Annotated in this window: 24 protein-coding genes; 11 read left to right on the top strand and 13 right to left on the bottom strand. The window is 72.0% G+C overall.

Annotated elements, in window-relative coordinates:
• Nucleotide 1 precedes the first annotated feature (1 nt).
• From acsF to bchF, 10 genes are read right to left on the bottom strand one after another with little or no spacing between them, the layout of a single operon-like run.
• The gene (acsF, locus tag Q7A36_RS03830) at nt 2–1,075 is read right to left on the bottom strand and encodes a magnesium-protoporphyrin IX monomethyl ester (oxidative) cyclase (RefSeq protein WP_305102333.1); all 1,074 of its coding nucleotides are present in this window, start codon (nt 1,073–1,075) and stop codon (nt 2–4) included.
• The gene (locus Q7A36_RS03825) at nt 1,072–1,380 is read right to left on the bottom strand and encodes a hypothetical protein (protein ID WP_305102332.1); all 309 of its coding nucleotides are present in this window, start codon (nt 1,378–1,380) and stop codon (nt 1,072–1,074) included. Before Q7A36_RS03825 ends, acsF begins: the two co-directional genes overlap by 4 nt.
• Before the next feature lies 1 nt (nt 1,381).
• On the bottom strand, nt 1,382–1,834 hold the full coding sequence (gene puhC, locus Q7A36_RS03820) for a photosynthetic complex assembly protein PuhC (protein WP_305102331.1): 453 nt from the start codon (nt 1,832–1,834) through the stop codon (nt 1,382–1,384).
• Nucleotides 1,835–1,850: 16 nt separating this feature from the next.
• On the bottom strand, nt 1,851–2,507 hold the full coding sequence (gene puhB / locus Q7A36_RS03815) for a photosynthetic complex putative assembly protein PuhB (RefSeq protein ID WP_305102330.1): 657 nt from the start codon (nt 2,505–2,507) through the stop codon (nt 1,851–1,853).
• Nucleotides 2,504–3,277 carry a photosynthetic reaction center subunit H gene (gene puhA / locus Q7A36_RS03810; RefSeq protein ID WP_305102329.1) on the bottom strand — a complete coding sequence of 258 codons (774 nt, stop codon included), beginning with the start codon at nt 3,275–3,277 and terminating at the stop codon, nt 2,504–2,506. The genes puhB and puhA overlap by 4 nt, the downstream gene beginning before the upstream one ends.
• Before the next feature lie 19 nt (nt 3,278–3,296).
• Complete coding sequence (locus tag Q7A36_RS03805) at nt 3,297–4,721, bottom strand: MFS transporter (RefSeq protein WP_305102328.1); 1,425 nt, start codon at nt 4,719–4,721, stop codon at nt 3,297–3,299.
• A gap of 10 nt (nt 4,722–4,731) precedes the next feature.
• A complete protein-coding gene (bchL, locus tag Q7A36_RS03800) occupies nt 4,732–5,646 on the bottom strand; it encodes a ferredoxin:protochlorophyllide reductase (ATP-dependent) iron-sulfur ATP-binding protein (protein WP_305102327.1) in 915 nt (304 codons plus the stop codon).
• Between the two features lie 9 nt (nt 5,647–5,655).
• The gene (gene bchB, locus Q7A36_RS03795; protein WP_305102326.1) at nt 5,656–7,236 is read right to left on the bottom strand and encodes a ferredoxin:protochlorophyllide reductase (ATP-dependent) subunit B; all 1,581 of its coding nucleotides are present in this window, start codon (nt 7,234–7,236) and stop codon (nt 5,656–5,658) included.
• A gap of 4 nt (nt 7,237–7,240) precedes the next feature.
• Entirely contained in the window at nt 7,241–8,518 is a 1,278-nt protein-coding gene (locus tag Q7A36_RS03790; protein WP_305102325.1) for a ferredoxin:protochlorophyllide reductase (ATP-dependent) subunit N, read from the bottom strand.
• Nucleotides 8,515–9,102 (bottom strand): 2-vinyl bacteriochlorophyllide hydratase, encoded by a 588-nt coding sequence (gene bchF, locus Q7A36_RS03785; RefSeq protein WP_305102324.1) that lies wholly within the window; start codon nt 9,100–9,102, stop codon nt 8,515–8,517. The genes Q7A36_RS03790 and bchF overlap by 4 nt, the downstream gene beginning before the upstream one ends.
• 256 nt (nt 9,103–9,358) lie before the next feature.
• Between bchF and Q7A36_RS03780 the strand changes: the two genes are divergently transcribed.
• From Q7A36_RS03780 to Q7A36_RS03735, 10 genes are all read left to right on the top strand, one after another.
• Entirely contained in the window at nt 9,359–10,279 is a 921-nt protein-coding gene (locus Q7A36_RS03780) for a cobalamin B12-binding domain-containing protein (protein ID WP_305102323.1), read from the top strand.
• A gap of 57 nt (nt 10,280–10,336) precedes the next feature.
• Nucleotides 10,337–11,767 (top strand): transcriptional regulator PpsR, encoded by a 1,431-nt coding sequence (gene ppsR / locus Q7A36_RS03775; protein WP_305102322.1) that lies wholly within the window; start codon nt 10,337–10,339, stop codon nt 11,765–11,767.
• 6 nt (nt 11,768–11,773) lie between these two features.
• The gene (gene chlG / locus Q7A36_RS03770) at nt 11,774–12,664 is read left to right on the top strand and encodes a chlorophyll synthase ChlG (protein ID WP_305102321.1); all 891 of its coding nucleotides are present in this window, start codon (nt 11,774–11,776) and stop codon (nt 12,662–12,664) included.
• A gap of 35 nt (nt 12,665–12,699) precedes the next feature.
• Entirely contained in the window at nt 12,700–14,034 is a 1,335-nt protein-coding gene (locus Q7A36_RS03765) for a BCD family MFS transporter (RefSeq protein ID WP_305102320.1), read from the top strand.
• Between the two features lie 11 nt (nt 14,035–14,045).
• Entirely contained in the window at nt 14,046–15,233 is a 1,188-nt protein-coding gene (locus tag Q7A36_RS03760) for a geranylgeranyl diphosphate reductase (RefSeq protein ID WP_305102319.1), read from the top strand.
• 19 nt (nt 15,234–15,252) lie between these two features.
• The gene (gene hemC / locus Q7A36_RS03755; RefSeq protein WP_305102318.1) at nt 15,253–16,254 is read left to right on the top strand and encodes a hydroxymethylbilane synthase; all 1,002 of its coding nucleotides are present in this window, start codon (nt 15,253–15,255) and stop codon (nt 16,252–16,254) included.
• A gap of 76 nt (nt 16,255–16,330) precedes the next feature.
• On the top strand, nt 16,331–17,176 hold the full coding sequence (locus Q7A36_RS03750; RefSeq protein WP_305102317.1) for an ABC transporter substrate-binding protein: 846 nt from the start codon (nt 16,331–16,333) through the stop codon (nt 17,174–17,176).
• 10 nt (nt 17,177–17,186) lie between these two features.
• Nucleotides 17,187–17,858: an amino acid ABC transporter permease gene (locus Q7A36_RS03745; RefSeq protein ID WP_305102316.1), complete on the top strand. Its 672-nt coding sequence runs from the start codon at nt 17,187–17,189 to the stop codon at nt 17,856–17,858.
• Nucleotides 17,855–18,538, top strand: coding sequence for an amino acid ABC transporter permease (locus Q7A36_RS03740; RefSeq protein ID WP_305102315.1), 684 nt, complete (start codon nt 17,855–17,857; stop codon nt 18,536–18,538). The genes Q7A36_RS03745 and Q7A36_RS03740 overlap by 4 nt, the downstream gene beginning before the upstream one ends.
• Nucleotides 18,535–19,323: an SDR family NAD(P)-dependent oxidoreductase gene (locus Q7A36_RS03735; RefSeq protein WP_305102314.1), complete on the top strand. Its 789-nt coding sequence runs from the start codon at nt 18,535–18,537 to the stop codon at nt 19,321–19,323. Before Q7A36_RS03740 ends, Q7A36_RS03735 begins: the two co-directional genes overlap by 4 nt.
• Before the next feature lie 3 nt (nt 19,324–19,326).
• Here the strand turns inward: Q7A36_RS03735 and Q7A36_RS03730 are convergent, their stop codons facing one another.
• Entirely contained in the window at nt 19,327–20,214 is an 888-nt protein-coding gene (locus tag Q7A36_RS03730; protein WP_305102313.1) for a polysaccharide deacetylase family protein, read from the bottom strand.
• A gap of 50 nt (nt 20,215–20,264) precedes the next feature.
• The gene (locus Q7A36_RS03725; RefSeq protein ID WP_305102312.1) at nt 20,265–20,879 is read right to left on the bottom strand and encodes a glutathione S-transferase family protein; all 615 of its coding nucleotides are present in this window, start codon (nt 20,877–20,879) and stop codon (nt 20,265–20,267) included.
• 85 nt (nt 20,880–20,964) lie between these two features.
• On the opposite strand from Q7A36_RS03725, the gene Q7A36_RS03720 reads away from it, so the two are divergent.
• On the top strand, nt 20,965–22,026 hold the full coding sequence (locus Q7A36_RS03720) for an alpha/beta fold hydrolase (protein WP_305102311.1): 1,062 nt from the start codon (nt 20,965–20,967) through the stop codon (nt 22,024–22,026).
• Nucleotides 22,027–22,143: 117 nt separating this feature from the next.
• Here the strand turns inward: Q7A36_RS03720 and Q7A36_RS03715 are convergent, their stop codons facing one another.
• On the bottom strand, nt 22,144–23,832 hold the full coding sequence (locus Q7A36_RS03715) for a DEAD/DEAH box helicase (protein ID WP_305102310.1): 1,689 nt from the start codon (nt 23,830–23,832) through the stop codon (nt 22,144–22,146).
• Between the last annotated feature and the right edge of the window lies 1 nt (nt 23,833).

The following is a 23,833-nucleotide window of genomic DNA, read 5'->3' as shown; positions in this document are numbered from 1 at the left end:
GCTACCAGGCCGGGGCCATGCGCACATCGGCCGGCAGCGGGGCATGCCGGCCGGGGATCAGGTAGAGCCGCAGGAAGGTCGCGGCCGCGGCCAGGCTGAGCCCGGCCCGCTGCAGCCTCGCGCCGAGGCCCTTTTGCGCCTTGGCCGCCGTCAGCCTCTCGCTGATGCGGAACAGCCGCTCGAGCCCGCGCTGGAAGTCCGGGCGGTCGGTGTCGAGCGTCACCGGGAAGACCTGGGTGCAGATCGCGGTGCAGGTGCGGAAGACCTGGTTGTCATAGTCGGTCGGCGTCATGCCGAGCGCCTTGTGGAATTCCGGCCGGGCGTGGTCGCGGACATACATCGTCGCATAGACGGCAAGCTGGAAGAACTTCACCCAGAGCTTGTTGCGCCCTTCCAGCAGATGCGGGTTCGCCCGCATCAGCAGGGCGAAGGCCTCGCCGTGGCGGAACTCGTCGTTGCACCACTTCTCGAACCAGTTGAAGATCGGGTGGAAGCGCAGCTCCGGATGCCGCTCGAACTGGCGGAAGATGGTGATGTAGCGGGCATAGCCGATCTTCTCCGACAAATAGGTCGCGTAGAAGATGAACTTGGGCGAGAAGTAGTGGTACTTCTTGGCCTTGGTGAGGAAGCCGAGGTCGACGCCGATCCCGATATCCTTCAGCGCGTCGTTGATGAAGCCGGCATGCCGGGCCTCGTCGCGGCTCATGAAGCCGAAGAGGTCCTTCATGTCCGGGTTCTTCACCCGCTTGCGGATCTCGGCATAGAGGACGCAGCCGCTGAACTCGGCGGTCACGGAGGAGACCAGGAACTCCACCAGCTCCTGCTGCAGCGGCTCGGGCAGGCCCTCCAGCCGGAAGGCGTCGAAGGCCTCCGTGCGGACGAAATGGCCCTTGTTCAGGTCGTCGCGGAACTCCTGCATCAGCGCGTCCCATTGCGCGCGGATGGGGCTGACATCGATGCGGTCCATCGCCTCGAAGTCGGTCGTGTAGAAGCGCGGGCTCAGCACCGTCTCGGTGGTGGCGAACCGGGTCGTCTCGTTCATCCCCGCCTTCGGGGTCGGCGTGACGGCGTTCATGACGCCTCCTTCGGCTCGAAGCCGCAGTGATAGAGCTCGGTCAGTTCCAGGATGGCCGAGGCCTCGGTCCAGGCCCGCGCCAGCCAGCCCGCGCGGTAGACCGTGGCGCGGCAGGTGAGGCTCATGGCCTCGCCATAGGCGATGCCCGCCGGCACCCCATGCACCACCACGCGGTCGCCGGGGCGGAGCGTGACGCCCTCCGGGATGGCATGGGCATGCAGGCTGTCGAATGTCTGCTCGATATCGACCGTGCAGCGCACCTCCTCGGTGCGGCGGCCGGCCAACCAGGAGAGGAGGCTTGCCATCTCACTTGGACCCTTCGATCAGCAGCAGCTTGAGGAAGACGTCCTTGTTCGTCTCCCCGAAGGCGTTCAGCTCAACCGTCCGGCTGGTGACCGGATCCTCGAGCGTCACCCTTCCGTCGCGCCAGACGGCGAGGCGGAAGGGCACGTCGCGCCCCGTATCCGCCTGCCGGCGCGGCCGGGACATGGCGCGCAGCGCGCCGCGGACGAAGCCATTGGTGCCGGGATCGAAGACCTCCACCTCGGCATTGCTCGCCGCGTCGCGGGCGACGATGGCGCCATCGGCGCGGTCCTCGAAGCGGAAGTCGCGCATCCGCAGCGGCGCGCCGTGTGGCGAGGCATCGGCGCGGCCGAGCAGGCCGAAGCCATCCGTGACGAAGAGCGTGAAGAGCAGCAGGCCGAGCCCGGCGAGGAGCGGAACCCGCGGGATGGAACGGAGGGCTGCGCGCGCGGACATGGTCCCTCTCCTTCCCTCAGGCCGCCTGCGGCTGCGGCAATTCGCCGGCGCCGGGCGCCTGGCCGGCAACGGGCACCGGTTGCACCGGCAGCGCGGCCGCCCCCGCCAGCGCCCGCGCCAGGACCTGCGCCACGGTCGCCGCATCGGCGATGCCGCGCAGCGTCGGCTGCGGCCGCAGCAGGTGCCAGGGCCGGACATGCGGCCAGAAGAACAGGTAGCTGATGCGATGCGGCTTCTGCAGCGCCAGGCTGATATCGCCCGAGCCATCGGCATGCAGCCTGGCCGCCGCCGAATGCACCAGCGCGAAGGGCAGGTTCACGGTCAGCGACAGCGCGATGCCGAAGCGCATGACCACGCGCCGGTTGGTGATGGTATAGGCGGTGCTGCGCGCGACACCCCAGGCGAGCAGCAGGCCGAGCGCGATCACCGCGACGGAGGGCGCGAGGAACCACAGCGAGTCCATCGCCGTGACCTCGACGGACGCGCCCGCCATCACGACCGAGACGGCCCGCGCCAGGACCAGCACGCCGAAATAGGCGGCGAGGCCGGGCAGGTGCAGGGCGCGGCGGGCGAAGGCGCGCCGGTCCGGCCTGCCCTGCCAGAGGACGGTCTCGCCCTCCGGCAGCCGCTCCGGCAGGCCCCAGACCGGCTCGTAGTCGTGCTCGCGGATCACAGCGCCGGCTCCTGCCGGTTCGGCGTGGCATACATGTAGCCGCCGGCGAAGTAGCCGCTGACCTTGTCCTCCTCCAGCAGCGTGATCTGCTCGGGGGTCTTCAGCGCCGGCGCCGCGAGGAACTGGTCGGCGAGGACGCTGCTGGTCATCGCCTCGCGCTTGCGCCGGTCGAAATTGACCAGGCCGATCGGGATCATGACCTGCCGGGCATTCGGTGCGGAGGTCTCGACCTCGAGGTAGCGCAGCAGCACGTCGGAGCGATCCACCCAGAGATCCTTCACCACGCCGACCACGCGCTTGTCGGCGGCCAGCATGTACCAGCCGCGCGGGTCGAAATCCTCCGCGGCGATGCTGTATTCCGGCGCCACGCGCAGCGGCACGATCTTCGCCACCTTGGCGTCGTAGGTCAGGTCCTGCACATCGGCGCGCAGCGCATAGGAGGCCGGGCCCACCGCATCCGCGAGCGGATCGCCGAGCGGCAGGGCGGGCGCGCCCGGGACCCTGGCCGGCGGCGTCAGCAGGCCGTCGAGGGCCCGCTCCTCGCGCCCCGCGACGGTCGGGCCGCCATGCGCGAGGTTCCAGACCTTCGGCTTCGGCGCGCTGCGCGGGTTCAGGACCTGCAACTGCCCGTTCACTTCATGCACCAGCGGGAAGCCCTCCCGGCGGTCCTCGTTCCGCAGGTACATGATGAGGATCACGAAGAGGACGTAGAAGGTGTAGAGCGACAGCAGCGCCAGATCGAATTGGGTGGAATAGGCGACATAGGTCATGACGCGTGTCTCCTCGGGCTCAGGCTGCGCCGCGCGGGCCGGCCAGCCCGATCCGCACGTGGTCAGGTTGCAGGACATTGCCGATCGGGCGCACCAGCGGCCCCATGGCGACGATGGTGGCGAAGAGCAGGGCGATCTCGATCAGGTAGACCAGGGCATAGCCCGTCACCGGGCCGGCCAGCGCCTCGCCCAGCGCGCCGCGGATGGCGAGGCCGGAGATGGCGTCGCGCAGCACTCCGCCGATGGCGACCGCGCCGCCCGCGCAGGTCGCCTGCACCGCGCCCCAGGTGCCGAGCGCGAGGCCGATCTGCGCCGGCGGCGCGGCGCGCATGCAGGCCGTCAGCGTCGCGTGCAGGAAGAGCCCGCCGCCATAGCCGATGGCGGCCGTGCCGGCGGCAAACAGCAGGCCGCTGCCGGCCGGCGCCGCGGCGATCACCGCGGCGAATGCGCCGGCGCCGCAGAGCGCGCCGAGGGCGGCCACGCGATGCGCATCGCTGCCGGCCGAGATGCGGTTGGCCGCGCGGATGAAGCCGAGGATGCCGCCGGCCGCAAAGCCCGCCGTCAGCAGCGTCGTCTGCGAGACGGAGAGACCGAGGATCTGCCCGCCATAGGGCTCGAGCAGCACGTCCTGCATGGCGAAGGCGAAGCTGCCGAGGCCGGTCGCGGTCAGCCGCCGGACCCATTTGTCGGTGCGGCGCAACTCCTCCCAGGCCTGCTGGAAGGGCTGCCGCTCGCGGTCCGGGCGCGTCGCCTGCGGGTTGCGCACCTCCTGCTTCCACACGGCGACCAGGTTCAGCGCGATGGCGAGCACCGCCGCGCCCTGGATCACCTGGATCAGGCGGAGCTGGCTGAAATTCGCCAGCAGCGCGCCGAAGAACAGGGCGCTGAGCAGCATGCCGAGCAGCAGCGCCACCGAGAGCAGCGCCACCACGCGCGGCTGCTGCTCGACCGGCGAGAGGTCGGTGGCCAGCGCCAGCCCTGCCGTCTGCACCGTGTGCATCCCGGCGCCGACGATGAGGAAGGAGAGGCCGGCCGCGAGCTGCCCGACGATCGGCGGCGCGAAGGTATCACCCGAGAGGATGATCAGCGCGAAGGGCATCATCGCCAGCCCGCCGAAGATCCAGACTGAGCCGAACCAGATATAGGGCACGCGCCGCCAGCCCAGCACCGACTTGTACTGGTCCGACCGGAAGCCGATCAACGCGCGGAAGGGCGCGAAGACCACGGGCAGGGAGACCATGACGGCCACCAGCCAGGTCGGCACGCCGAGCTCGACGATCATCACTCGGTTCAGCGTGCCGATCAGCAGCACGGCGACCATGCCGACCGAGAGCTGGAACAGGGACAGCCGCAGCAGGCGGCCGAGCGGCAGCGTCTCCGACGCCGCGTCGGCGAAGGGCAGCAGGTCCGGGCTCAGCTTCATCCAGGCTCGGGAGATTCGCATGCCGCTCCCCTCAGTCGAAGCCGAGAAGGTCGAAGATGGCGCGGTCCTTCAGCGGCACCGCATCCAGCGGCTCCGCCCCCGCCCAGAGGCTGGCGGCCAGCCGCAGATATTCCTGCTGCACCGCCTCGAGCGCCGGGCTCGGCTCCATCTCGAAGAGCGTCGCCTTCTTCAGGCGCGAGCGGCGGATGACGTCGAGGTCGGGGAAATGCGCCAGCGTGCGCAGGCCCGTCGCCTCGTTGAAACGGTCGACCTGGTCGGTGCCGGCGCTGCGGTTGACGATCACGCCGCCGATCCGCACGTCGTAGTTCTTCGCCTTGGCGCGGATGGCGGCGACGATGCGGTTCATTGCGAAGATGCTGTCGAAGTCGTTGGCGGCCACGATGATGCCGCGGTCGGCATGCTGCAGCGGCGCGGCGAAGCCGCCGCAGACCACGTCGCCGAGGACGTCGAAGATGACGACGTCCGTCTCCTCCAGCAGGTGGTGCTCCTTCAGCAGCTTCACCGTCTGGCCGACCACGTAGCCGCCGCAGCCCGTGCCGGCCGGAGGGCCGCCGGCCTCGACGCACATGACGCCGTTGTAGCCCTCGAAGACGAAGTCCTCGGGCCGCAGCTCCTCGGCATGGAACTTCACCGATTCCAGCACGTCGATGACGGTCGGGATCAGCGACTTCGTCAGCGTGAAGGTGCTGTCGTGCTTCGGGTCGCAGCCGATCTGCAGTACCCGCTTGCCGAGCTTGGAGAAGGCGACGGAGAGGTTGGAGCTGGTCGTGCTCTTCCCGATGCCGCCCTTGCCGTAGACGGAGAAGACCTTCGCGTTGCCGATCTTCAGTCCGGGGTCCTGGTGCACCTGCACGCTCCCCTCCCCGTCCAGGCGGGACGGGACGGGGCGGCGGTGCAATGCGGCGTGCGGCGTCTCGATCCTCATGCCTCGTCCTCAGCGGGAGAAATGGGCTTTGGCGTCGTAGAGCGTCTCGAGCGTGATGCTGCGGATGTCGCGCTCCTCGGCATAGCGCTCGGTGTTCCGACGCGCCTTGCCGCGGACGAAGAAGGGGATCTTCTTCAGCTCGGCCTCCGCCTCCGCCGTCCAGCCCTGGGGCAGCTCCACCACCGCGGCGGGAGCCGGCTGCGCCGCCCCGCCGAGATGCGAGGGCGCGGCCTCCGCATGGAACTCGAAATCCTCGCGGAACATGCCGAGGAGATGCTCCTCCAGCCCCATCATCAGCGGATGCACCCAGGTATCGAAGAGGACATTGGCCCCCTCGAACCCCATCTGCGGGCTGTATCGCGCGGGATAGTCCTGCACATGCACGGGCGCGGAGATCACGGCGCAGGGGATGCCGAGGCGCTTGGCGACGTGCCGCTCCATCTGCGTGCCGAGGATGAGTTCCGGCTGCGCCGCCTGGATCGCCGCCTCGACCTCGAGGTAGTCCTCGGTGACCAGCGGCTCCACCCCGTACAGCTTTGCCGCCTCCCGCACCTCGCGCGCGAATTCGCGGCTATAGGTGCCGAGGCCGACGACCCTGAAGCCCATCTCCTCCGCCGCGACGCGCGCCGCGGCCACCGCATGGGTGGCGTCGCCAAAGACGAAGACCCGCTTGTCCGTCAGGTAGTTGCTGTCGACGGAGCGGGCATACCAGGCGGCGCGCGACGCCTCCGCCGCCAGCACCGGGGCGGGATCGATCCCGGCGAGCGCCGCGACTTCCTCGACGAAGGCACGAGTCGCCCCGGTGCCGATCGGGATGGTGCGCGTCGCCTTCTGGCCGAATACCCGCGCCAGCCAGCCCGCCGTCTGCCCCGCGATCTCCGGATAGAGCACCACGTTGAAATCCGCTTCGCCGAGGCGGGCGAGGTCGGCCGGCGTCGCGCCCATCGGCGCCACCACCTTCACCTCGACGCCCATCCGGCCGAGCAGCCCGGCGATCTCCCGCACGTCGTCGCGGTGGCGGAAGCCGAGCGCGGTCGGGCCGAGGATGTTGCAGCTCGGCGCCAGGCCCGGGCCGCGCGCGGGACGCGGCGTGCCCGGCGGGGCACCCCGCGAAGCGTCGCTTCGCGGGGACCCCGGCGCCGGCGCATTCGGGCCGGCCAGGGCGCGGACCAGTTGGTAGAAGGTCTCCGACGCGCCCCAGTTCTCCTTCTTGGAGTAGCTCGGCAGCTCCAGCGGCACCACCGGCACCGGCAGGCGCAGCGCGCGGGCGAGGCCGCCGGGATCGTCCTGGATCAGCTCCGCCGTGCAGCTCGCGCCGACGATCATCGCCTGCGGCCGGAAGCGCTCATAGGCCTCGCGCGCCGCCGCCTGGAACAGCTCCGCGGTGTCGCCGCCCAGGTCCTGCGCCTGGAAGGTGGTGTAGGTGACGGGCGGGCGCGCGCTGCGCCGCTCGATCATGGTGAAGAGCAGGTCGGCATAGGTGTCGCCCTGCGGGGCGTGCAGCACGTAGTGCAGCCCCTGCATGCCGGTGGCGACGCGCATCGCCCCCACATGCGGCGGCCCTTCGTAGGTCCAGACGGCGAGCTGCATGGCGCTACACCCGCAGGCCGTCGCGCCGGACCAGCGGCCGGGCGAAGAGCGCGGCGAGGTCGCCGGCCTGGTCGTAGCCCTGGATGGGCGTGAAGACGAGCTCGATGGACCACTTGGTCGCGTAGCCCTCCGCCTCCAGCGGATTGGCGAGGCCGAGGCCGCAGACGACGAGGTCCGGCCGCGCCGCGCGGCAGCGGTCGAGCTGCCGGTCCACGTCCTGGCCCTCCGACAGCAGCGCATCGCCCGGCAGCAGCGGCAGCTCGGCCGCCAGATGCGCACGGTGCAGATAGGGCGTGCCGATCTCGATGGGCCGCATGTCCAGCTCGCGCGCCAGGAAGCGCGCCAGCGGGATCTCGAGCTGGCTGTCGGGGAAGAAGAAGATCCGACGCCCCGCCAGCCGGTCGCGATGCCGGTCGATGGCGGCGCGGGCGCGCTGCTCGCCGATCGCCGTCACCGCGCGGAAGCGCGGCGCCGGCACGCCCCAGGCCTCGGCCGCGGCGCGCAGCCAGGCGGTGGTGCCTTCGGCGCCCAGCGGGAAGGGTGCGGGCAGGTGCCGCGCGCCGCGCGCCTCGAGGGCGCGGGCGGTCTCCGCGAGGAAGGGCTGCGCCAGCAGGAGGCGCGTCTCCGGCCCGACCGCCGGCAGCGCATCCGCGCGCCGCGGCGGCAGGAAGCCGACCGGGCTGATGCCGAGCGCCTCGAAGAGCCGGCGCAACTGGTCTTCCACCACTTCCGCCAGCGCGCCCACCACCAGCAACTCGGGCGCGCGCGCGGCGGCGACCGGCATTTCCGGCACCAGCGCCGCCAGGCAGGCATCCTCGCCCTGGGTGAAGGTCGTCTCGATCCCGCTGCCGGAATAGCTCAGCACCCGCGTGCCATGGTGCTGCCGGTCCAGCCGCCGCGCGGCACGGGAGAGGTCGAGCTTGATGACCTCCGACGGGCAGGAGCCGACGAGGAAGAGCAGCCTTATGTCCGGCCGCCGCGCCAGCAACTGGCCGACCACGCGGTCGAGTTCCTCATTGGCGTCGGCGAGGCCCGCGAGGTCCCGCTCGTCGATGATGGCGGTGGCGAAGCGCGGCTCGGCGAAGATCATGACGCCGGCGGCCGATTGCATCAGATGCGCGCAGGTGCGCGAGCCGACGATGAGGAAGAAGGCGTCCTGGATCTTGCGGTGCAGCCAGATGATGCCGGTCAGGCCGCAGAAGACCTCGCGCTGGCCGCGCTCGCGCAGAACCGGCGCAGCCTCGCAGCCGGCCGCCGGGCGCGCCAGGGCCGTCGCGCTCACTTCGAATAGCCCAGCGCGGCGATCCGGTCGTCGCGCATGGCGCGCTCGTCGAGTCGCGCGGCGCGCAGCTTCAGCACGAACTGCGTGGCATTGACGACGTAGGAGACATAGGCGGCGAGCGCGAGCAGCATCTGCCCCTCCGCATCGCCGATGCCGCCGAGGACGGCGCCGAGATAGGCCGTGTGCAGCGCCAGCACGAGCATGCTGAACACGTCCTCCCAGAAGAAGGCGGGCGCGAAGAGGTAGCGCCCGAAGACGACCTTCTCCCAGATCGAGCCGGTGACCATGATGGCGTAGAGCACGAGCGTCTTGACCACGACCGAGGCGGTCGCCGCCGCATAGCCCTCGCCGGTCGCCAGGAAGTGCAGCACCAGGCCGAGGCTGACCAGGAAGACCGCGAATTGCAGCGGCGCGAGGAGCCCCTGCACCAGGGTCCAGCGCGTGCCGTCGCGGCGGCGGCGTTCCTCGGCGGTGTAAAGCGGCCGGCGCGGGGCGGCGTGCCGCGCGTGGCGCCCGGCCACGGTCCCCCAGGGGCAGGAATCGATCGGGGCAGTGAAGCGGGCCAGCACGTTGGTCGTAAACATCGCTTGACAAACCCTCTGTCCCGAAGGCCCGCTTCGACACCGGTCGACACAGGGGCCGCGCCCGTCCTGCAATCTGTCCATTGCAGGCGACATCGCGGCAGACCCGAACCGATGCTCTGGCGTCCCTCCCGGGCGATCATCTCGCTGACGGGAAGGCTAATTCCCCCGCTTCTCAAGTGTCAAGTGCGATTGACGTAAGGTATTGTTGACATCGATTGATCAATGGGCGGATAAAACCCGCAACGGGGAGAAGCCCATGGTCGCCTTGGGACAGAGCGCCATAGCGAGGCACGGGGCGGACGACCCGTCCGTCCAGGCGCGGCTCTTCCTCCCCGTCGCCGGCCTCCTTCCGCTCGCCGCAGCCACGCCGCCGCCCGGTCCCGACCATGCCGCAGACCGGCAGGCGGCGCTCCTGCGCGCCATCGAGGATGCGGTGCTGCCGCGCCTGCTGCTCGCGCGCGGCGCCTCCAGGGCCGTGCTGCCCGGGCCGGATGCGCCGCGCGAGGCCGCCCCCACGGCCGGGGACGCCGAGGCGCTGTTCGGCCTGCTGACCCGCGACGACCGCGACGGCATCGCGCAGCTGGTGGTGGCGCTGCGCGGCCGCGGCGTGCCGATCGGGCGCATCTTCCTCGACCTGCTCGCCCCCGCCGCCCGCGCGCTCGGCCGCGCCTGGGAGGAGGACCGCTGCGATTTCGGCACCGTGACGCTCGGCCTGCTGCGGCTGCAGCATACGCTCCGCGACGGCATGGCGGAGTTCCTGCAGGAGGTCCGCCCGCCGGCGCAGCCGCGCCGCATCCTGCTGGTCCTGCCGCCGGGCGAGCAGCACAGCTTCGGGCGCGACATGCTGGCGGGCTTCTTCCGCCGTGCCGGCTGGTCGGTCTGGGACCCGCCGCCGCGCAGCAGCCGGGACTTTGCCGGCCTCGTCCGCCGGCAGAGGTTCGAGGTGATCGGCATCTCCGCCAGCACCACGGCGCGGCTGGACGCGATCGCGGGCTGGATCCGCACCGTGCGGCGCAGCCTGCTGAACGGCGATGCCGGGATCATGGTGGGCGGGCCGCTCTTCGCCGGGCAGCCGGAGCACGTCGCGCTGGTCGGGGCGGACGCGACGGCGAGCGACGGCAACCACGCCATCCTGCAGGCCGAGCGCCTGCTCTCATTGTTGACGCGCCGGGACTGAGCTAGATGGCCATCAAGAGGAGGATAAATCCCTCAGCCGAAAAGGAAATCTGCTCTCGTGAAGGCGTTCAAAGCCCCGAAGACGTCGCTCGGCGACCTCGATGCGGAAGCCGCGGCGAGCCTGATCGCCGCGGCCGCGGATGTCGCCATCATCGTCGATGCGGCCGGCGCGGTGCGCGACGTCGCCTTCAACAGCGAGAGCCTGGCGCAGGAGCTGGCTGGTCAGGAGGCCTGGCTCGGCAGGCCCTGGCCCGAAACGGTCGCCCCGGACAGCCGCGCCAAGGTCGAGTCGCTGCTGCAGGAGGCCGGCGGCACGGGCGCCCGGCCATGGCGCCATGTCAACCTGCTGGCGGCGCGCGGCAGTTCCGTCCCCATCCTCTTCTCCGCGGTACGGCTCGGTGACGGCGGCCGGGCCATCGCCTTCGGGCGCGACCTCCGCCAGCTCTCGGCGCTGCAGCAGCGGCTGCTGGAGGCGCAGCAATCGCTCGACCGAGACTACTCCCGGTTGCGGAACGCCGAGACTCGCTACCGCATGCTCTTCCAGCTCTGGTCCGATCCCGTGCTGATCCTCGACACCGCCGCGCAGAAGGTGACGGAGACGAACCAGGCGGCCGACCGGCTGCTCGGCCGCACGCCGCGGCGGCCGCAGGGGCGGGAGTTCCTCGATCTCTTCGACGCCAAGGGGCGGGAGGCGGTGGAGCTGCTGCTGGCCGGCGTCCGCGCCACCGGCCGGGCCGACGAGGTCCGGGCGCAGATGGAGGAGGACGGCAAGGACGTCCTCGTCTCCGCCTCGCCCTTTCGGCAGGAGAACACGACCTACCTGCTGATCCGCCTCGGCATCCCGACCGGGGATGCCAGCGCGATCCTGCTGCCCAAGGCCAAGTCGAAGCTGCTGAAGCTGGTCGAATCCGTGCCCGACGCCTTCGTCGTCACCGGGCAGGACGGCCGCATCATGACGGCGAATGCCGCCTTCCTCGACATGACGCAGCTCGCCAACGAGGACCAGGCGGTCGGCGAGCCGCTGGAGCGCTGGCTGGGCCAGCCCGGCGTGGAGCTGGAGGTGCTGACGGCGAGCCTCCGCCAGCGCGGCCCGGTGCGGCTCTTCGCCACCACGCTCCGCGGCGAGTTCGGCGCGACCACCGAGGTCGAGATCTCCGCCGTCTCCGTCATGAACGGCGTCGGGCCCTGCTTCGGCTTCGCCATCCGCGATGTCGGCCCCCGCGTCGCCCCGCCCTCGCGCGCCGCCAGCCGGGCGCCCCGCTCCGTCGAGCAGCTCACCGAGCTGATCGGCCAGGTGCCGCTGAAGGACCTGGTGCGGGAGGCGACCGATGTCATCGAGCGGCTCTGCATCGAGGCGGCGCTGGAGCTGACCGGCGACAACCGCGCCTCGGCCGCGGAGATGCTCGGGCTCAGCCGCCAGAGCCTCTACGTGAAGCTGCGGCGCTACGGCCTTGGCGACCTGCCGGCCGATGGATCAGACCAGGGATAGACGCCCATGAGTGCCACCGTCGCGCGCCCGGCCCTGTCCGCCTGCCTCGAGCTGCTGAAGCCGGTCACCTGGTTCGCGCCGGTCTGGGCCTATTCCTGCGGCATCGTCTCCTCCGGCCTCGGCGGCGAGGGACGATGGCACCTGATCGCGGCGGGGCTGCTGATCGCCGGGCCGCTGGTCTGCGGCACCAGCCAGGCGATCAACGACTGGTACGACCGGGATGTGGACGCGATCAACGAGCCCCACCGGCCCATCCCCTCCGGCCGCATCCCGGGCGACTGGGGCTTCCGGATCGCGGTGATCTGGACCCTGGTATCGCTGCTGGTCGCCACCATCCTCGGTCCCTGGGGCTTCGCCGCGACGGTGGTCGGCCTGGCGCTGGCCTGGGCCTATTCCGCGCCGCCGCTGCGCCTCAAGCGCGACGGCTGGCTCGGCTCGAGCGCCTGCGCCGCCTGCTACGAGGGCCTGCCCTGGATCACCGGCGCCGCCGTAATGAGCGCCGGCGCACCGGACGCGCGGGTGCTGGCCATGGCCGGGCTCTACAGCTTCGGCGCCATCGGCATCATGACGCTGAACGACTTCAAGGCGGTGGAAGGCGACCGGCGCACCGGCATCCGCTCCCTCCCCGTCCAGCTCGGCGTGGAGCGCGCGGCGCAGCTCGCCTGCGGGCTGATGGCGGCGCCGCAGGTTGTCGTGGTCGGGCTGCTGCTCAAATGGGGCGCGCCCTGGCATGCCGCGGCGATCGCCGCCTCGCTGCTGGCCCAGCTCGCGCTGATGCGCGTGCTGCTGGCGCAGCCCAAGGAGAAGGCGCCCTGGTACAACGGCACGGGCACGACGCTCTACGTGCTCGGCATGCTGGTCACCGCCTTCGCGCTCCGCCCGGCGGTGCTGCCGTGAGCGCGTCCGATCGCGGAGGGCCGAAGGCCCGCAGCGTGAATCGGCCGCGCCAAGATTCAGCCGCTCCCATCGGCTGGCTGGGCATCGTCCGGCTCGGCCTGGTGCAGACCGCGCTCGGCGCCGTGGTGGTGCTGACGACCTCCGCCATCAACCGCGTCATGGTGGTGGAACTCGCGCTGCCCGCGACCATCCCCGGCCTGCTGGTGGCGCTGCACTATGCGGTGCAGCTCTCGCGGCCGGCCATGGGGCATGGCTCCGACCGCGGCGGGCGGCGGACGCCCTGGATCATCGGCGGCATCGCGGTGCTCGCGCTCGGCGGCCTCGGCGCCGCGGCGGCGACGGCTGTCATGGCCGAGAGCCTCGGGCTCGGCCTGGCGCTTGCCGTGCTCGCCTTCCTCCTGGTCGGCGCGGGGGTCGGGGCGGCCGGTACCTCGCTGCTCGCGCTGCTCGCCACGCGCGTCGCGCCGCAGCGGCGGGCGCCGGCGGCGACCATCGTCTGGCTGATGATGATCGCGGGCTTCGTCGTCACGACGGCGGTCGCCGGCCGCTTCCTCGACCCCTATTCGCCGCAGCGCCTCCTCGCCGTGACCGGTACGGTCTGCGCCATCGTCATGCTCGTCACCCTGCTCGCGGTCTGGGGCATGGAGCCGGCGGCGCCCGCCGCCGGGTCGCTGCCGGCGCCGAAGGGCAGCTTCCGCGAGGCGCTGGCGCAGGTCTGGGCGGAGCCGGCGGCGCGGCGCTTCACCGTCTTCGTCTTCGTCTCCATGCTGGCCTATTCGGCGCAGGACCTGATCCTGGAGCCCTTCGGCGGCCAGGTCTTCGGCCTCTCGCTCGGCGAGACGACGAGGCTCGCCTCCTCCCAGCACATGGGCGTCTTCCTCGGCATGATCCTCGCCGCGCTCGGCGGCGGGCTGGGCGGGGAGCGCTTCGGCAACCTGCGCGCCTGGACCATCGGCGGCTGCCTCGCCTCCGCCGCCGCGCTGGCGGTGCTGGCGGCGGCCGGCACGGTCGGGCCCGGCTTCCCGCTGAAGGCCGCCTATGTCGCGCTCGGCATCGCCAATGGCGCCTTCGCCGCGGCGGCCATCGCCACCATGATGCAGCTTGCCGGTAAGGGTCGCGACAACCGCGAAGGCATGCGCGTCGGGCTCTGGGGCGCGGCCCAGGCCATCGCCTTCGGCCTCGGTGGCCTCGCCGGCGCCGCGGCATCCGACCTGGCGCGCAGCCTGATCGCCTCGCCGGGCCTCGCCTATGGCGCGGTCTTCGCCGGAGAGGCGCTGCTCTTCCTCGTCTCCGCCCTGCTCGCCACGCGCATCAGCCGCGCGGCCCCGGCCATGGCCGGCCTTGGCGCGCTGGCGCCGTCCCGCCCCTAGGGAGACCGACGATGACGACCGAGACCTTCGATGTCGTGGTGGTAGGCGGCGGCCCCTCCGGCGCCACCGCGGCGGAGCACCTGGCCCGGGCCGGCCGGCATGTCGCGCTGCTCGACAAGGCCGGCCGCATCAAGCCCTGCGGCGGCGCCATCCCGCCGCGCCTGATCCGCGACTTCGCCATCCCCGATCACCTGATCGTCGCCCGCATCAATGCGGCCCGCATGATCGCCCCCTCGGCGCGGGAGGTGGACATGCCGATCGAGGGCAATGGCTATGTCGGCATGGTGGACCGCGAGCATTTCGACGAGTTTCTCCGGGTTCGTGCCGCCGAGGCAGGCGCCGAGCGCCACATCGGGACCTTCGAGCGGATCGAGCGCGACGCGGACGGCACCGCTGTCGTCGTCTACGCGACCAGGGCGGGCGGGGAGATGCGGCTGCGCGCCCGCACCGTCATCGGCGCCGACGGCGCGAAGTCGAAGGTGGCGAAGCAGGAGGTGCCGGTCGCGGCCAAGGTTCCCTGCGTCTTCGCCTATCACGAGATCATCGAATCGCCGCCCGACCGGACCGGCCGCTTCGATGCGCGCCGCTGCGACGTTTTCTACCAGGGCAGGCACTCGCCCGATTTCTATTCCTGGATCTTCCCGCATGGCCCGGTGACCAGCATCGGCACCGGCTCCGCGCATAAGGGCTTCTCGCTGCGCGGCTCGATCGCCGAGTTGCGGAAGAGCACGGGCCTCGACGGCCAAAGGCTGATCCGGCACGAGGGCGCGCCGATTCCGATGAAGCCAGCGAAGCGCTGGGACAATGGCCGCGACGTGGTGCTGGCCGGCGATGCCGCCGGCGTGGTCGCGCCGGCCTCGGGCGAGGGGATCTACTACGCTATGGTCGGCGGCCAGTTCGCGGCCGAGGCGGTCGAGGCCTGCCTCGCCACCGGCGATGCCCGCGCCCTCGGCCTCGCCCGCAAGCGCTTCATGAAGGAGCACGGCCGGGTCTTCTGGATCCTCGGGATCATGCAGTATTTCTGGTACTCCTCCGAGAAGCGGCGGGAGAAGTTCGTCTCCATCTGCCAGGACAAGGATGTGCAGCGCCTGACCTGGGAGAGCTACATGAACAAGAAGCTGACGCGGCGCGACCCGATGGCGCATGTCCGCATCTTCTTCAAGGACCTCGCCCACCTCTTCGGCCTGGCGCGCGCCTGAGCCCCCCGGAGTCCGCCCAATGAGCCGCCTCGCCTCCCTCGATGCTCCCGCCGCCACGCGGCATGGCCGGGGCCGGTCCCTGCCGCTCCGCGTCGGCACGCGCGGCTCGCCGCTCGCGCTCTGGCAGACGCGGCATTTCCTCTCGATCATCGGCGGCTTCTGCCCGGTGATGAAGGGAGAGGACGCCTTCGCCGAGCATGTCATCAGCACGGCCGGCGACCGCATCCAGGACCGGCGGCTCGCCGATATCGGCGGCAAGGGCCTCTTCGCCAAGGAGATCCACGAGGCGCTGCTGGACGGCGAGATCGACTTCGCCGTGCACAGCCTGAAGGACCTCGAGACCGAGCTTCCCCCCGGCATCGTCCTCGCCTGCACCCTGCCGCGCGAGGATGCGCGGGACGCCATCGTGCTCGGGCCCGTCTGCGACCCGCCGGACCCGGCCGACCCGCTGGCCTGCATCCCGCGCGGCGCGCTGGTCGGCACCGCCTCCGTCCGGCGGCAGTCGCAGATCCTGCACCTGCGGCCGGACCTGCGCTGCGAGATCATCCGCGGCAATGTCCAGACGCGGCTGTCGCGCGTGCGCAACGGCGACTTCGCCGCGAGCTTCCTGGCACTCGCCGGCCTGCGCCGGCTGGGGCTGGAGATCGAGGCCGGGATCGTGCTGGACCCGGCGGTGATGGTCCCGGCCGCCGGCCAGGGCATCGTCGGCGTGACGGTGCGGGCGGCGGACGGGGAGTTGCGCGACCTGCTCGCCGCCATCGAGTGCCCGGAGGCGCGCGCGGTCTCGACCGCCGAGCGGGCCTTGCTGGGCGCCCTTGACGGCTCCTGCCGCACGCCGATCGGCGGCCATGCCCGGCTGCGGCCGGACGGCAGGCTGGAGCTGACGGGGCTGGTCGCCCGTGCCGACGGCTCCTTCCTGCTGCGGCACCGGGTGGAGGGCGCGCCGGCGGATGCCGCGCGCCTGGGCACGGAACTGGGCGACCGGCTGCGTGCCGAGGCACCGGCCGACATCCTGGCCTGAAAGGCCCGGCCGCCCCGGCTTGACGGCGCGCCCCGACCTCCGGACCCTGCGCGCCGAGTCATTCCGGAGACTGCCCGTGCCGAGACGCCTGCTGCTGGCTGCCGCCCTCCTCCTTCCGCTGATGGCCGGGGCGCAGGAGGCGGACCATCCCGCCGGCAAGCCGCTCGTCGTCGGCTCCGATTTCGGCGTGGCGCCCTGGATGGTGCGCGGCGCCGGCGGGCCGGAAGGCTTCGGCGTGGACCTTATGACCGAGATCGCGAAGCGCCTCGGCCGCCCGGGCGTCGAGATCGTCGACGTCAACTTCTCCGGCCTCTTCGCCGCGTTGTTCGCCAAGCGCTTCGAGTTCACCGCCAACCCGCTCAACATCACGGAGGAGCGGGCGCAGCGGATGCTCTACACCGAGCCCTTCTTCGCCACCGGCAATGGCTTCATCACCCGCCGCAGCGATTCCCTCGCAAAGCTCGAGGACCTCAAGGGCAAGATGATCGCGGTGAACCGCGGCACCATCAGCGATACCTGGGCGACGGCGAATGCCGAGAAATACGGCTTCGAGGTGCAGCGCTACGACACCTTCCCCGACAGCGTGCAGGCCGTGCTGACCCGCCGCGCCTTCGCCGCCATCAACGAGATCCCGACCACGGTCTATGCCGCCAGCCAGAACCGGCAGATCACGGTGGCCTTCAAGGACTATACCGGCCGCAATTTCGGCATCGCCTTCCGGCCGGAGAGCCGGGACTACCGCAACAAGGTGGACCGCGTCATCGAGTGCCTGAAGCAGGACGGCACCCTCGCGAAGCTGCACGAGAAGTGGTACGGCAGCCCGCCGGATGCCGGCTCCTCCATGACGCAGATCTATGCCGGCTACGGCCCGCCCGGCCTGCCGGGCTTCGAGGAGGACAGCCACAAGCTGGGCTGCGAGTGACGCGCGCGGCATGGACCGCCTCGCCGAGCACTACCTGAATCTCGGGGTCCTCGCGACCTACGGCCCCGGCATCGTCGCGGGGCTCTGGGTGACCCTGGCCACCGCGGTGGCGACCGTCGTGCTCGGCATTACCCTCGGCCTGCTGATGGCCGTGGTGCTGGCGGCCCGCGTGCCGGTGCTGCGCCAGGCGGTCGTGGTGTGGATCGAGGTCTTCCGCACCTTGCCGCAGCTCGCGGTCATCATCGTGCTCTATTTCGGCCTGCCCTATGCGGACATCACCCTCTCGCCCTTCTGGGCGACGGTCGGGGCGCTCGGCGCCGTGCTCTCGGCCTTCGCCGCCGAGATCTTCCGGAGTTCCATCCAGGCGCTGCCGCCGGGGCAATGGGATGCCGCCAGGGCGCTCGGCTTCCGTTTCCGCGGCACCTTCTTCCTGGTGATCCTGCCGCAGGCCGTGCGGCTTGCCATCCCGCTGCTGACCAACCGCGCCATCGCCATCACCAAGGGCACCGCGCTCGGCACCGCCGTCTCCCTGCCGGAACTGCTGGGCCGGGCGCAGAGCGCCATGGCGATCGCCGCCAACCCCTCCCCGCTCACCCTGGCCGCGGCGCTCTACCTCGTGCTCTTCCTGCCGCTGGTCGTTGCCAGCCGCTGGCTGGAGGCGACGCGGGTGACGCCGCGATGATGTGGCAAGACCTGGTCGAGAATTTCGCGGACTGGCCGTCGCTCGTGAAGGTGTGGCCGCTGCTGGCGCAGGGGCTGCTGGTGACGGCGGAACTCTCCCTGGTGGCGCTGCCGCTCGGCCTCGCCGCCGGCCTCGCCATCGGGATCGGCTGCGCCCTCGGCGGCCGGGCGCTGCGCATCGCGCTGCTCTGCTGGATCGACCTGTTCCGCGCCTTCCCGCTGCTGGTGCTGCTGATCCTCATCACCTATGCCCTGCCCTTCCTCGGCCTGACGCTGCCGACCTTCGCCGCCGCGGTGCTGGCGCTGGTGCTGAACAACAGCGGCTATTACGGCGAGATCTTCCGCGCCGGCCTCGCTAGCGTGCCGCATGGCCAGCGGGAGGCCGCGGCGGCGCTCGGCCTGCCGCCGCTCAAGGCCATGCTGCTGGTCGTACTGCCGCAGGCGCTGCGCGGCGTGCTGGCGCCGCTCGCCTCGAACAGCCTGGAACTGGTCAAGGGCACCTCGGTCGCCGCCATGGTCTCCTTGCCCGAGCTGCTGCGCAGCGCGCGCGTCGCGCAGGAGCAGACCTACAACCCGACCCCGCTGATGGCGGCGGCGGCGCTGTATTTCCTGCTGCTCTGGCCCTTCGCCCATCTGGTGGCGCGGCTGGAGCGGCGCATGCTGCGCGGGAGGGCACGATGAGCGGCAGGCTGCAGGGGCGCGTGGCGCTGGTCACGGGCGGCGCCTCGGGCATCGGGCGCGCGATCGCCGCGCGCTTCGCACGGGAGGGCGCGACGGTGGTCATCGCCGATGTCACCACCGCCGTGCGGGAAGGCGGCACGCCCACCCACGAATGGCTGGCGGCCGAAGGCCTGCCGGTCAGCCATGTCGCGGCCGACGTGTCGCGGGAGACGGATTGCGAGGCCGCCGTCGCCGCGGCCCTCGCGCGCCATGGCCGGCTCGACATCCTGGTCAACGACGCGGCAATCGGCCTCGGCAAGCCGCTGCTGGACTGCAGCCGGGAGGAGTGGGACCGCGTGCTGGCGGTGAACCTGACCGGCGTCTTCCTGATGACCCGCGCCGCGGTGCGGCACATGGTGACGCAGGATCCGCCGGCCAGCGCGCCGCCCGATGTGCGCGGGCGGATCGTCAACATCTCCTCCCAGCACGGCATGGTCGCGTCGCCGGAGGACATCGCCTACGGCACCTCGAAGGCCGGCGTCGCCTACCTGACGCGGCAGGTCGCCGTGGACTACGCGGCGCAGGGCATCCTCTGCAATGCGGTCGCGCCGGGGAAGATCCTGACCGGCAAGACCGGCCGCGCGGTGGAGCCGCGCTGGATCGAATACTCCCATGCCCGCACGCCCTGGCCGCGGCTCGGCCGGCCGGAGGACGTGGCCGGCGCCGCGCTCTTCCTCGCCTCCGACGATGCCCAGTACGTCACCGGGGAGAACCTGATGGTCGATGGCGGCTGGATGGCCTTCTGAGGTTCAGAGTCCCAGCCGCGCCGTCTCCCCGCGATACCAGTCGAGCAGTTGCGGCCCGTTCCAGTGCAGCACGCCGGGCTTGGAGGCGACGTGGTCGTAGAACCGCTCGAGGTACTTGATGCGGTGCGGCTGGCCGGAGATGTAGGGGTGGATGGCGAGCGACATGATCTTCGCCCGCTCCGCCCCCTCCTCATAGAGCCGGTCGAACTGGTCGATGGCGCGCTTCAGCAGGTAGTCGCTCTCGTGGTGCTGGACGATCATCATGGGGATGTCGTTCAGCTCCACCGTATAGGGCAGCGTGACCAGCGGGCCCTTGGCGGTGGCGATGGTGGTCGGCTCGTCGTCATAGACCCAGTCGCCGATATACTGCACGCCGGCCTCGGCCAGCAGTTCGGGCGTCTCGTAGGTCTGGGTCAGGCCCGGGCCGAGCCAGCCGACCGGCCGCGTGCCGGTGAACTTCTCCAGCCGGTCGAGCGAGCGGTGGATCATGCCGCGCTGGTCCTCCTCCCGGTGGATCGGCCCCTGCTCCCAGGAATGGCCCATGAACTCCCAGCCGGCATCGCGCGCCTGCGCGGCGACGCGCTCGTAATCCTCGACGACGCGGGCATTGATCGAGAGGGTGGGGGCGATGCCGAGCCGCTCATACAGCTTGAAGAAGCGCCAGACGCCGACGCGCATGCCGTATTCGTGCCAGGACCAGTTCGGCACGTCCGGCAGCAGCACCTGGCCGGTCGGCGCGGGCAGGACCTGGCGGGCCATGGGCTTGCCGATGTCCCAGACCTCGAGGTTCACGATGGTCCAGACCGCGACGCGGGCGCCGCCGGGCAGCTTCAGCGGCGGGCGGTCGACGATGGCGGAATAGGGAACGCGCTCGCGCGGCTGCATGGACATCCCGGGACCTCCCCTGCTCGGCGGCAAGTCTGGCGGCGCCAGGGGCGATGTCAAATGCCGCTGACGGGCGGGATGGTGGCGGCGAAGCTGGGCCTCGCGGCGATCGCATCGAACCAGGCCGACAGCGCCGGCCGTCCCTCGCGCCAGGTCCAGGCGCGGTGGCGGCGCTCGGCATAGCCCAGCAGGCAGCCGAGGGCGATGCGCGGCGCATCCGGCGGCTCGTCCAGGGCCCAGCCGCCGGAAGCGGCCTCCGCCTCCAGCGCATCGGCGGCGCGGTTGGTGCGCACCGCCTCCAACGCGATGACGCCAGGAGAGCGCTCCGCCGCCGGCCGGCGCAATTCGCGGTTCCAGACCGCCATGCCGTCCATCGTCCCGAGCACCCGGCCGAGATCGGCGAGCGCCCGCAGGTCGCCCGGCGGCAGCAGCCGGCAGGCGCCGCCGAGCGTGTCGAGGAAGGGCAGGATCAGCGCCGTCTCGGTCAGCGCGGTGCCGTCCGCCAGCACCAGGGTCGGCACGCGGCCGACCGGGTTGTGCGGCAGCAGGCTGGAGCGCGGGTCGCGGAGGGTCGTCTCCACCTCCTCCACCCGCGGCAGCAGGCCGGTCTCGCGCAGGGCGACGCGCACCGCGCGGGCGAAGGGCGAGCCGGACGAGAAGAACAGGCGCATGGATCGAAGGCTAGGCCCATCCGGACGACTGGCCCAGCCATGCGGGCTCCGGCTAGCCTCCTCCGGCATCGGGGAGGATACCGCCATGACTGCACCGGGCCTGCTGCGGCGCGCCCTGCTCCTGCTCGGCCTGGCCGTCGTCGCCGCGCCGGCCCTCGCGGCCGACTATCCCGCGCCGCGGGAGGGAAGCTGGACCGCCCGCGACTTCCGCTTCCGGACCGGCGAGACCCTGCCGGAGCTCCGCCTCGGCTACGTCACCATCGGCGAGCCGACGGGCAAGCCGGTGCTGGTGCTGCACGGCACCGGCGGCTCCGCCCGCGGCCTGCTGACGCCGGCCTTCGCCGGGGAGCTGTTCGGGCCCGGCCAGCCGCTGGATGCGACGCGCTACTACGTCATCATCCCCGATGCGCTCGGCGCCGGCCGCTCCGCCAAGCCCTCGGACGGGCTGGGCGCCGGCTTCCCGCGCTACACCTATGCCGACATGGTGCAGGCGCAGCATCGGTTGGTGACGGAGGGCCTCGGCCTCCGGCACCTGCACCTCGTGCTCGGCAATTCCATGGGCGGGATGCATGCCTGGCTCTGGGCGGTGACCTGGCCGGAGATGATGGATGCCGTCGTGCCCATGGCGGCGCAGCCGACCGAGATGGCCAGCCGCAACTGGATGCTGCGCCGGCTGCTGGTGGAGACGATCCGCCGCGACCCGGCCTATGCCGACGGCCACTACACGCAGCAGCCGCCCTCGCTGCGGATCGCCAGCGTCTTCTACGCCACCGCGACCAGCGGCGGGACGCTGGCCACCCAGGCCGCGGCGCCGACGCGGGAGGCCGCGGACCGGCTGGTGGACCAGCGGCTCGCCGCGAATGCGCCGGCGGATGCCAACGACTTCATCTGGCAATGGGACTCCTCGCGCGACTACAACCCGGCGCCGCTGCTGGAGCGGATCAGGGCGCGCGTGCTGGCCATCAACGCGGCCGATGACGAGCGCAACCCGCCCGAGACGGGGCTGATGCAGGCGGCCATGGCGCGCATCCCGAACAGCCGCCTGCTGCTGATCCCGGCCAGCGAGCAGACCCAGGGCCACGGCACCACCGGCTATGCCCGCGTCTGGGCGGAGGCGCTGCGCGGCTTCCTGCGCGAGATGGAATAGGGCGACCGCCGCGGCGCGGGAGCGGATCAGGGCAGGCCGCCGCAAGGTGGGAACGCGTGGCCGGACGCATCCTCACGCCGCACGACCGGCGAATGGATGCTCCGGCCGGGCGCGGCGCTACCGCGCCACGCGGCGCTTGCGCTCCTCGCCCGCATGGTGCTGCGGTCGCGGGCCGCGCGCCGGCGGACGGCGCGCCCCCTCGCCGCCCTGCATCGGGACGATCAGGACATGCGCGTCCTCCCCCTCCCCCGGGCGCTGCGCCGCGGCGGCGAAGCGCTGGGCGGCCCAGGGCGCGACCTCGAACTGCGTCTCGCGGTCCATGACGCGGATGCGGCCGATCTCCTGCCGCGTCACATGACCGCGGCGGCAGAGGAAGGGCAGCACCCAGCGCGGGTCGGCATTGCCATTGGCCCGGCCGAGATTCATCCGGAACCAGACGCCCTCCTGGCCCGGCTCGCGCGGCACCCGCGGCGTGGCGGGGCCGCGGTCGTTGACGGCCGAGAGCTCCTCCGGCGCCGGCAGCGGCGCGCGCAGCGCCTGCACCAGGGCGGCGGCGACCGCCTCGGCGCTGCGCTCGGCCAGCAGCTTCTTCGCCAGCTCGAGGTCGCCGTCGGCCGGCTCCTCCTGCGTCGTCTCCATGGCCTGGGCCAGGATGCGGGTATCGTCCTGGCCGCGGATCGCCTCGGCCGAGGGCGCCGGGCCCCATTCGGCCTTCACCCGAGCCTCGGCCAGCAGCCGCTCCGCGCTGCGGCGGCGGTTGTGCGGCACCAGCAGCACGCTGGTGCCCTTGCGCCCGGCGCGGCCGGTGCGGCCGGAGCGGTGCAGCAGCGTCTCCGGATCGTTCGGCAGCTCGGCATGGATGACCAGGCCGAGATCGGGCAGGTCGATGCCGCGCGCCGCGACATCGGTCGCCACGCAGACCCGGGCACGCCCGTCGCGCAGGCCCTGGAGCGCGCGGTTGCGCTCGGCCTGGGACAGCTCGCCCGAGAGGGCCACGGCGGCGAAGCCGCGCTCGGCGAGGTTGCCGTGCAGCCGGGTGACGGTGGCCCGCGTGCGGCAGAAGACCAGCGAGGCCCGCGCCTCGAAGAAGCGCAGCGCATTGACCACCGCGCGCTCCGTCTCGTGCGGGGCGATCAGCAGGGCGCGGTAGTCGATGTCGCCGTGCTGCGAGCCCTCGTCGCCGGCCGAGATGCGCAGCGCGTCGCGCTGGTACTGCTTGGCGAGCTGCGCGATGCCCTTGGGCACGGTCGCCGAGAACATCAGCGTGCGGCGCTCCGCGGGCGTGGTCTCGAGGATGGCCTCGAGCTCCTCGCGGAAGCCCATGTCGAGCATCTCGTCCGCCTCGTCGAGCACGACGGCGCGGATCGAGGAGGGGTCGAGGTTGCCGCGCTCGAGGTGGTCGCGCAGGCGCCCGGGCGTGCCGACGACGATATGGGCGCCGCGCGACAGGGCCCGGCGCTCGGCGACCGGGTCGGTGCCGCCGACGCCGGAGACCACGCGGCCACCGGCCTTGGCATAGAGCCAGGTCAGCTCCGCCTGCACCTGCAGGGCGAGCTCACGCGTCGGCGCGACGGCCAGCGCCAGCGGCGCGCCGGGCGGCGGCAGGCGCTCCTCCTCGCCGAGCAGTTCGGCGGCCATGGCGAGGCCGAAGGCGACGGTCTTGCCGGAGCCGGTCTGCGCGGAGACGAGCAGGTCACGGCCGATGGTGTCCGGCTGCAGCACGGCCGCCTGGACGGGGGTGGGCTCGGCATAGCCGCGTTCGGTCAGGGCGGCGAGGAGCGGGGCGGGCAGCGAAGGGAAAGGCATT

It is taken from the genome of Paracraurococcus lichenis (assembly GCF_030657435.1).
Classification (GTDB): Bacteria; Pseudomonadota; Alphaproteobacteria; order Acetobacterales; family Acetobacteraceae; genus Paracraurococcus; species Paracraurococcus lichenis.
This window is presented reverse-complemented; position numbering and strand designations above follow the sequence as displayed.